The sequence below is a fragment of the Legionella stuttgartensis genome (assembly GCF_977063405.2).
Genome location: NZ_CDRUHA020000071.1, coordinates 642,728 through 652,005 on the forward strand (window position 1 = coordinate 642,728; position 9,278 = coordinate 652,005).

The following is a 9,278-nucleotide window of genomic DNA, read 5'->3' on the forward strand; positions in this document are numbered from 1 at the left end:
AAAATCTTTGGCAAATACGCATTTTAATTCAAAATAAAAAGCAACTTAATTAACAAAAAGACTAATATGGAATTTTGTAGGAATTTTACTAGAGTTTGTTGGGATGAAATTAAAGAGGAAGTAAAACGCTCTAATCCTGAGTTTTTTTTCTTAGTTGATGAAATTGCGCCAGGAAAAGATTTCCCACTATATGTTTTTAACTTTGGATATGGTGATTTAATTGGTGATTCTGAAACCTTTTATATTCCGCACCAAGGAAAGCTTCAAACTCTTAATAATTTTTCATCTCAAGAACCAATTACTAAAGACCTCTTTTATGGATTTCACAGTTGTCCATTAGGTCTTGTATTAGATAAGTGCTTTGAATGGTACTTAAGAGGTGATTCAGAAAATGAAACGCATCCTGTTTACATAGATAAGAAAGGGGATTTTTTTAACATTGGACATGTAACCCAGATAAAACCACTTAAACGATACTTGCCTAATGGCATACTGTCTGTAAAAGCTGGGGCACAAACCACTCTTGTAACACAAAACATTGGATGCAAAAGAAGCCATAATCGTCTTATTCGATCTGGAATTGATTGCACCATCCCCAATTCATACCATGATCACAGTGAATTCTTTAAACGAATTTACCAATCTTGCCCTTCTGAAAGTAAGTGGCGGGCCTCCATCGTTTACTTTTCTGAAAAATGGATAGAAAACATTGTTAATAATCCTGAGTGGATCAATATTAATAAATATTTCTTTAAATATTATCTACATTATTATGCTTACACCTACTATGGAGACTATTATCAACATATTTTTAGGGTTGCTTTTGATAAATCAAATTTAGAACGAGATTTTTTTATTCAAGATACCGCTAAATATATCTTTGAAATTCTCATAGGTGAAAAATATGGATTTTCGTTTACCAATACCGATGAGTTCTTGCCTGCATCATGGATAGCCTACGTTTTAAAAGACATTTATAAGCTAAAAACAGACCCCTCTATATTAATACCTAAAAAACATGTTGAAAAAAATCCGGTATATTTTTCCCTTCAACATCCTATTTTTAGACCATACCAAGGGTTGTCTAGAAAAAGAGCAACTCTAATTTCTGAGCTTGAAAATATAAAAATCGTTACAAATAAATATAAAGAATTATTTTCTTCTAGTCATGAAGAATGGGCTGATACAATTCTTGAAGAAAAGGCCAAAAAAGCTCAATTTCTTTATTACCATGGATTTGAGAATAAAAAAAATTGGCTTTCGGACATTGATAATTTATTCCAAAATGACTCTGGAGTGCATCATTTAAGTAATGACACTTTTTGTCAAGATGCGCCTTTTTTTAAAGGATGCATCTCAATAAACAGCTTCTAACCGCTGTGCTCTTTTAGAATTAAATACTAAGAAGGCACTCATGAAACAAAGCAAAGAAGATATTGTCCAAGCACTTTGGGCATTGAAATAATACATTGCTACTCCTGATATGAGAGGGCCAATCATCATGCCTAATGCATATGCGCTGCGCCACGCCCCTATACCTAGGCCACTGTGGTTAGAGCTTCCATATTGATGACATAATGCAACGGAGTACGCCATAAACAACATTTCACCAAGAGTGAATACTAAAAGCGAACAAAACATTCCTAGTATTGTAGAAGACAGGCCCATAGCAAACGTTGACGCCCCTAATAAAATACAGCCGATACAAGCAACTATATGTTTATTGAATCGCTCAATCCTTTTTGATAATTTTACTTGAAATAATGCGATTAAAATGGGATCGGTTGCGAAAAAAAATCCAATGATTAAAGAATTTCCTATTGTTTCGTTTAAGTGAATCCCTAGTACTGTTTTTTGTATCCCATAAGTTAAACCGATGCAAAATACTGAAAATAACATTGGAATAAGCGAGCTATAGACTGTCTCAATTTCTTCTTTATTACTGGGTTTTGCAGCCACATCCTGATTACTGATTTCTAATTTTAGAAAAATAACTATTGAAAACAATATCAAAGTAACGCCGACCAAAGTCATTGCTAATTTAAAATGATTTTGCGCTAAAAGCATTATCAAAACCATTGCCACAATACCACCAGTATTTTCCAGTGCATTTTTATAGGATTGGGCAATCGTTAAACTGTGATTGGTATTTTTTGAAATCTGCAAGAAAGATGAGTTACTGCAAGTGATGAACAAGTTGATCCCAAATCCCATTAACAATACAAAGACAACAGATAAATGAAAAGAACTCACTTTTGCTAGAATAACAAATGCGACGCCCATGAGTAAGAAACTTGCCCCAATTATACCCTTTGCTTGTGCTTTTCCCGTAACGTATCCACCACATATACTGCCCAAAATAGCTCCAATCCCCATTGAAAAGCCTAAGAAGCCTATATTTAATTTATTAAAATTTGTGCTTACACTAAAAAAATACGCAATATGGTAAGATAGGCCGCCTCCAATAGCCTCTATAAAAGAAAGAGCCAATAATAATTTACAAGTGACTGGTAAATCACTAAAAGAGAACCCTACTTTAGAAGAGCTGACTGTTGAGCTCATTGTAATCCCTCACATTAAATAAAAATAAGATACATCCACTAAACTATGCCACTTGATTTAATAACCTTAATGCATCAGAACTCGGCATTCGTTGTATTTTATCGGGAGGAATATACAAAGTAGACAGTGTTGTTAACTCTTGCCTATCAAGTTGCTCTAAATCAAATTCAGATATCTTTGGATGAGTACCAGGATAAAGAGCAGCTTCGTAAATAACCGCTTTTTTTTCTTTTTTATAGAGTTCGATTAATTTTTTTTTAATAAAATTAAGAGCCTCAAAATTGATTTTATTTGTTGGTAAACCCAGATTTCCAACCATACCAATCTGGTAAATTACTACATGAGAAGAAGGATCTACTACTTTATCATATAGAAGATATTCCGTAGCATCAAAGGATTGGATACCTCCAGATGCGGGATCAAACCTAAGATCGGCATATAAACAATCTTGGGTTGAAATACCAGGGCACACCACTGTTTTAATGCTATCACCAAGCATAGACAAAGCGAGCAAGCCAGGAGTAGCAAACACACATGGATGACCATATATAACAACACATAATGATCGTACATCTTCTATCGCGCTATGAATATATTGTGCAATATTATTATAAGCACTTTCTCTTGATTTAGAGTTAAAGTATATTTCATCCAGTGACTCTGATGATTTCGCTAATTTACGAATATAGCTCTCTAGCAAGGGTTCATTAACTAAGTAGATTACCTTATCACAAGTAGAAATATATCCTTTTGCTTCTTCTGTAATATGAGCTATTGTTTTAATTCCAGTACCAACTAACGCTACAACTTTCACTTAAATCCTTATTTGGTCACTGGAAAAACATGGCTCATATCCGGATACGGGATCACATGGCTCATATCCGAAAAATTCTTTTTATCAGTGATTAACTCCCTGATCTTATGTGTATCTGAGTTTTTATATGATTCAACCAAGCTTTTACTTAAAACCCAATCCTCTAAAACCACTGTATCAAGGAGTGGATTTTTCACCAATGCCTCAACTGCATCTAATAATTCCATAGTCCCTCCAAAATTTGGTAATCAAAATTTTGCACTATTTATTTTATAAAAATTTAAATCATTATCCTATCAAAAATCAACCATTATCAAGAAATCTTTTATTTCAAATAACATGTCAGTGCATACAATATCATTACGAATTGACTCACATTATTCCACAACTGTATGTTTTTTTGAACACAAATTATTTTGCGCTTGCCTCAATGCCTACGGTTTTTTTACTTCCTAAATTATTTAATGTTATCCTCCTCGATCATATGATAATAATCAATAAGGACTCTATTTGACGAGTTTACAGATAATATCCCATTTTTTTCCATTTTTTTGGCCGAAAAATAACTTTAAAAAAAAGTTTCGGGTCATATTTTCATTATTTTTGGTTTTCACAACCCTCGCCTTAAATTTAATTGTACCCATTTTTTTTAAAGATATAGTAACTGCATTATCCGGTACGATAATGACATCGAGCATGATGATTATCTCGCTGATCTGCTGTTATGGATTACTCTGGATGCTGGCAAGATGCAGTGAAAAAATTCGCGAGATGCTTTCTTTTGTAAACATAAGTACAACAATTGCGGATTATAGTACTCATGTCTTTGCACACCTCCATGCTTTAAATTACAAATTTCATCTGGATAAGGAAACCGGAAAAATAACCAGCGCTATCAGTCGCGCACAGCTTGCAATCGCGATGCTTATCTCGAACATATTGTTTCGGATTGTGCCTGTTTTTTTAGAAATTCTCTTCGCTTTTTTAATCATTTGGCACTTCTATGGCTTAAGCTATGGCCTCTATCTAATTATTATTTTGGGAATCTATCTTGTTTTTAATGGACTCACTCAAAAAAAATCCACAGTCCTGCAAAAAAATTGTAGCATTGCTGAATTAAATGTAAGTTCCGCAATTACCGACAGCCTACTCAACACAGAAACTGTAAAATACTACAACAGTCAAACCGTAGAACATAAAAAAATAGACCGATTTTTACAAGAAAGCGTTCATGCAAATACAGCATTATTTAGTGGAAACGGTACATTTTTGGTGATACAAACACTCATTATTGCGGGGGGTCTTGCCTTTTTGTCCTATAAAGTAGGGCACCAAATTTTAATTGGACAGTTAAAAATTGGTGACTTTGTCCTGATTAATGGCTATTTATTACAGTTATTTGAACCCTTAAGCGAAGCTAGTGTGCGTTGGCGAGATACCAAAAATGATTTATCCAAAATAGAATATTCAGCCTATTTATTAGATCAAACCGATGAAGTTGAACAAGACCATCCTGATGCAAAACCTTTATCCATTACCGGCCCGCATGTTCACTTTAAAAACGTCACTTTCGGTTACCAACCAGAACACCCCATTTTAAAAAATGTAAGCTTCGAAGTTTCACCCGCAAAGATGACAGCTATTGTGGGACCCAGCGGATCGGGTAAATCAACGATTGCACGATTATTGCTGGGATTATTTGAAGTCACTCAGGGACAAATACTCATAGATGACCAGGATATTACTGCTGTGAGCAAGCATTCATTCCGCCAACAAATCGGAATTGTTCCACAAGAAGTTCTACTCTTCAACAATACGTTGAGGTTTAATCTCTGCTACGGTGCTCTAAATATCTCCGAGCGTGAAATCAATAACGTAATCCAACTGGCGCACTTGGAAGAGATGGTAAAAAACCTCCCCAAAGGAATTGAAACCAACATCGGTGAAGGGGGTTTTAAATTATCAGGAGGAGAACGCCAGAGGATTGGAATAGCAAGATGTTTATTACGCAACCCGAGTATTTTGTTATTTGATGAAGCAACCGCATCGCTCGACACGCAGACTGAAAAAAATATCCAGGAAAATATTGAGGAAGTTACAAAACATACCACCAGTATAGTCATTGCACATCGTTTGAGTACGATTATTCATGCTGACAACATTCTTGTTTTACAAGACGGAGAAATCGTAGAAGCTGGAACGCATCAAGAATTAATCGAGAAAAAGGGATTATATTACTCCATGTGGAATAGCCAGCAGCAAAAGAGTGCATCATGATGAATGATAGTTTACCCAGCATTAAAGAAACTATCTACTATCTTTGGCCTTGCGTTTGGACAAAGAACAACCTAAGAGGAAAAATTCACGTTGTCTTGGCTCTCTTATTTATATTTATTTCCATTGCACTAAATTTGTGTGTCCCCATTTTTTTAAAAGAAGCCATTAATGCACTCTCTGGACATGCCCCATTTTTAAACAGCACCCCTTTAGTCATCATTCTGACTTATGCATCGGTTTGGGGTGCATCCAAAGCTTGTATCACCCTCAGTCAAGTAATAGCTTTTCCTGTAGAATTAGAAGGGGCGAGAAAATTTTGTTTAGAACTTTTTGATCACGTACAAGCGCTTTCCACAAAATTTCATAGAGAACGTAAATCAGGCGAAATTCTTACAATCATAGAACGCTCACACTCGTCTGCTGTTGATCTTATTGGTCGACCCATTGTGATGATATTGCCGGTTCTTATAGAAATCATTTTTGCTATGATTTTTTTGAGCTATTTTTATGATCTTTTTTTTGGATTGGTTCTATTGTTGATGCTGGTTTCTTATATCTTGCTAAGCTATTACACCGCTCAATGGATTGTAAAATGCAGAATGAAGCAAAACAATGAAGATGCATCTGCAAACGCCTATCTGGTGGAAAGCCTGTTGCATGCGGATACCGTGAAATATTTTAATACCCAACAGGATGAAATCAATACAGCTGCTCAAAAATTACAAGAAAAGGCCCATGCAGATACTCGAGCATTAAATGCCGATGCAAAAATTCATCTTATGCAAAATGTCATTGTCGGTATGTGTGTTATTATTATGCTCTTACTTGCTGGCAGCCGAGTCATTGCAGGGAGCATGAATGTCGGAGATTTTGTACTGGTCCATGGCTATTTATTCATGTTCATGCTGCCATTATCCATGCTAGGCTATCGAATTCGTGTTACCCGAGATGATTTAGCTCGTTTTCAAACCGCGATTCAGTTGCTGAAAATTCCTATCGATATTCAAGACCAACCCAATGCCAGAACACTTAAGTACAAAGAAGGAAAAATCCAATTTGATCACGTCCATTTTACTTATAATGAACATCAAAAAATTCTTGATGACGTTAGCTTTATAGTTGAACCCGGTACCACTACTGCAATCGTTGGATCCTCAGGATCCGGCAAATCCACTCTCGCAAGATTAATCTTTCGGCTTTACGATTTGAATTCGGGGAGTATTCAGATTGATGGGCAAAATATTAGCAATATCCAAAATGCATCACTCAGAGCAATACTCGGTATTGTTCCTCAGGAAACTGCTTTATTCAATGATACCTTAAGAAATAACCTGATATATGGAAATCCGCATGTCACTCATGATGAATTGGCGGATGCAATACAAGCAGTACATCTTGACAGGTTCGTGGCAAAACTGCCTGATGGGTTAGAAACCAGAGTTGGTGAGCGCGGATTAAAATTGTCTGGTGGCGAAAAACAGCGAGTGGCCATCGCTAGAATGCTGCTTAAAAAACCTAAAATTTTTATTTTTGATGAAGCAACATCTTCACTGGATATGAAAACAGAGAAAGACATTCAGACCTGTCTCAAACAGATATCGATCAACACAACAACACTTATTATTGCACATAGACTTTCTACAGTAACGCATGCAGATAATATTCTGGTACTCGCTAAAGGTGTGATTATTGAGCAAGGTACCCACAATGAACTACTAAATCAAAATGGTGCCTATGCTCAATTGTGGAAAGCTCAAAGTCAAAATAAAATTGACACAGGGTCTATTAATGGCTTTGTTCCTTAGCTCATTATCCTCCGAAAAATACCTCTATATTTTGAGGAGGATAATGCTTGGTTATGCTGTGACACCAATGGAGGCGGCATTATGAATATAAAACAAAACGACACATCAACCACTCCCCCTATTTTATATGGTACAGCATGGAAAGAAGATGACACAAAACGTTTGGTGCTCCAGGCACTCAACTCAGGATTTCGAGGGATTGATACTGCCAATCAACGTAGGCATTATTTTGAAGAAGCCGTGGGTGATGCAATTGATCAATTTTTAACAACTAGTCAAAAAACACGCAGTGATTTATTTCTACAAACAAAATTTACCTCTGTACATGGCCAAGATCATAGAAAACCTTATGATGAATTTGATTCATTGACCAATCAGGTCAAGCAATCCTTTGCAAGCTCACTAGAACATTTACAGACAGACTACATTGACGCCTATATACTTCATGGCCCTTCACTATCTCATGGAATAATCGATGCAGATTTAGAAATTTGGCAAGCCATGGAAGAGCTGGTGTGTAGTAGAAAGGTAAAGTTTCTCGGCATTTCTAACGTTAATATGGCACAAGTTGAAGAACTATATAGAAAAGTCTCTATAAAGCCGTCGTTTATACAAAATAGATGTTTCGCCATAACACAATGGGATCAAGACGTTAGGACATTTAGTCAAAAAAACAAGATTATCTATCAAGGATTTTCTTTGCTCACTGCGAATCAGCGGTATTTATTAAACCCTCACATGCAATCACTTGCTGTAAAATATGATAAAACCATCCCGCAAATTATATTTCGCTTTGCAAACCAAGTGGGGATATTGCCTTTAACCGGCACTACAAATCAACAACACATGGATAATGATTTAAACATATATGACTTTGAGCTTACACAAGAAGAAATTCAATATATAGAAAATATAGGATTATAAGTGAACCAATATGACCATTAAAATTGAAACACCAAGGATGCTTTTGCGTTTAATTAAGGATGAGGACTTAGATCAAGTTGCTCAGCTTCATGCAGACCGAGAAGTTAGAAAATTCTTTCCTGATGGAACACAAGATCGCGAGCAGACTAAGCGAAGAATAAAACAGATTATGAGCCTTTATGGAGACAAAGGATTGCCTGGTTTTGTTATATTCAATAAGGTCACTCATGAATTCATCGGACGATGTGGATTTGGGCCAATGGAAACAGGGGAAATTGAAGTTGGATATCTTATTGTAAGAAAATTTTGGGGTATGGGTTATGCATCTGAAGTACTAGAGGCACTTCTTGAATGGAGTAAAATAAATATCAATTTTGATTATATTATTGCTTTTGCACCACTCAAACATAGTGCATCACATCGAGTAATGGGGAAGTGTGGTATGGAATATTATAAAGATGATCTTGGTCATGGTGTTGAGTGTAAATTTTATCGTTCCAAAAACAAATAATTTATAAAATGATTGCTCATGAAAAAAAACTCATTAATTTGGAAGGACAAACTTTTGATGAGTTGATGTCTATCTGGAAACCAGCAAAGAGTAGAGTGGGTTAAACCGGGTGATCATGGTGTAAATTGATAGCTGAAATTTAGATTCGGCATTAAATCACAAACACGCAATTGATCCGCGCTTAATAAAAAATAGTCAGATTCACATAAAACTTGATCTAAAAATTAATGAACAAGACAACTCTAAAAAAGAAAACAGGTCGGGTAACAGGATCGAATTGCTCCGATCCCGTCCCCTAAGAACGTAACGTGCGACTTTCACCGCATTACGCTCAAGCCTTTCTAAGGCTATTCACCCAGCAGTTCATCACTTTCAATAACGTTTA

Annotated in this window: 8 protein-coding genes; 5 read left to right on the top strand and 3 right to left on the bottom strand. The window is 35.8% G+C overall.

From position 1 onward, the window contains the following. The first annotated feature begins 66 nt into the window (after window positions 1–66). The gene (locus ACWTEW_RS27510) at window positions 67–1,374 is read left to right on the top strand and encodes a hypothetical protein (protein ID WP_454781264.1); all 1,308 of its coding nucleotides are present in this window, start codon (window positions 67–69) and stop codon (window positions 1,372–1,374) included. Here the strand turns inward: ACWTEW_RS27510 and ACWTEW_RS27515 are convergent. Genes ACWTEW_RS27515 through ACWTEW_RS27525 form a run of 3 tightly spaced genes read right to left on the bottom strand, consistent with a single transcriptional unit; the run spans window position 1,357 to window position 3,603 of the window. After that, on the bottom strand, window positions 1,357–2,562 hold the full coding sequence (locus tag ACWTEW_RS27515) for an MFS transporter (protein WP_045096110.1): 1,206 nt from the start codon (window positions 2,560–2,562) through the stop codon (window positions 1,357–1,359). The two genes, ACWTEW_RS27510 and ACWTEW_RS27515, sit on opposite strands and share 18 nt — an antisense overlap. A gap of 43 nt (window positions 2,563–2,605) precedes the next feature. Next, entirely contained in the window at window positions 2,606–3,376 is a 771-nt protein-coding gene (locus ACWTEW_RS27520) for an SAM-dependent methyltransferase (protein ID WP_454781265.1), read from the bottom strand. A gap of 8 nt (window positions 3,377–3,384) precedes the next feature. Beyond that, on the bottom strand, window positions 3,385–3,603 hold the full coding sequence (locus ACWTEW_RS27525) for a hypothetical protein (RefSeq protein ID WP_058492587.1): 219 nt from the start codon (window positions 3,601–3,603) through the stop codon (window positions 3,385–3,387). A gap of 283 nt (window positions 3,604–3,886) precedes the next feature. On the opposite strand from ACWTEW_RS27525, the gene ACWTEW_RS27530 reads away from it, so the two are divergent. From ACWTEW_RS27530 to ACWTEW_RS27545, 4 genes are all read left to right on the top strand, one after another. Next, the gene (locus ACWTEW_RS27530) at window positions 3,887–5,653 is read left to right on the top strand and encodes an ABCB family ABC transporter ATP-binding protein/permease (RefSeq protein ID WP_454781266.1); all 1,767 of its coding nucleotides are present in this window, start codon (window positions 3,887–3,889) and stop codon (window positions 5,651–5,653) included. Continuing rightward, window positions 5,650–7,458 carry an ABCB family ABC transporter ATP-binding protein/permease gene (locus ACWTEW_RS27535; RefSeq protein ID WP_454781267.1) on the top strand — a complete coding sequence of 603 codons (1,809 nt, stop codon included), beginning with the start codon at window positions 5,650–5,652 and terminating at the stop codon, window positions 7,456–7,458. The genes ACWTEW_RS27530 and ACWTEW_RS27535 overlap by 4 nt, the downstream gene beginning before the upstream one ends. A gap of 81 nt (window positions 7,459–7,539) precedes the next feature. Beyond that, window positions 7,540–8,382, top strand: coding sequence for an aldo/keto reductase family protein (locus tag ACWTEW_RS27540; RefSeq protein WP_045096112.1), 843 nt, complete (start codon window positions 7,540–7,542; stop codon window positions 8,380–8,382). Between the two features lie 10 nt (window positions 8,383–8,392). Beyond that, window positions 8,393–8,893, top strand: a complete 501-nt coding sequence (locus ACWTEW_RS27545) for a GNAT family N-acetyltransferase (protein ID WP_454781268.1) — start codon at window positions 8,393–8,395, stop codon at window positions 8,891–8,893. Window positions 8,894–9,278 lie beyond the last annotated feature (385 nt).

What these genes read in the sequence shown, in the direction of transcription:
- ACWTEW_RS27540 (WP_045096112.1), top strand. Translation starts at nt 7,540, where the DNA reads ATGAATATAAAACAAAACGACACATCAACCACTCCCCCTATTTTATAT.
- ACWTEW_RS27515 (WP_045096110.1), bottom strand. Translation starts at nt 2,562, where the DNA reads ATGAGCTCAACAGTCAGCTCTTCTAAAGTAGGGTTCTCTTTTAGTGAT.
- ACWTEW_RS27545 (WP_454781268.1), top strand. Translation starts at nt 8,393, where the DNA reads ATGACCATTAAAATTGAAACACCAAGGATGCTTTTGCGTTTAATTAAG.
- ACWTEW_RS27525 (WP_058492587.1), bottom strand. Translation starts at nt 3,603, where the DNA reads ATGGAATTATTAGATGCAGTTGAGGCATTGGTGAAAAATCCACTCCTT.
- ACWTEW_RS27535 (WP_454781267.1), top strand. Translation starts at nt 5,650, where the DNA reads ATGATGAATGATAGTTTACCCAGCATTAAAGAAACTATCTACTATCTT.
- ACWTEW_RS27510 (WP_454781264.1), top strand. Translation starts at nt 67, where the DNA reads ATGGAATTTTGTAGGAATTTTACTAGAGTTTGTTGGGATGAAATTAAA.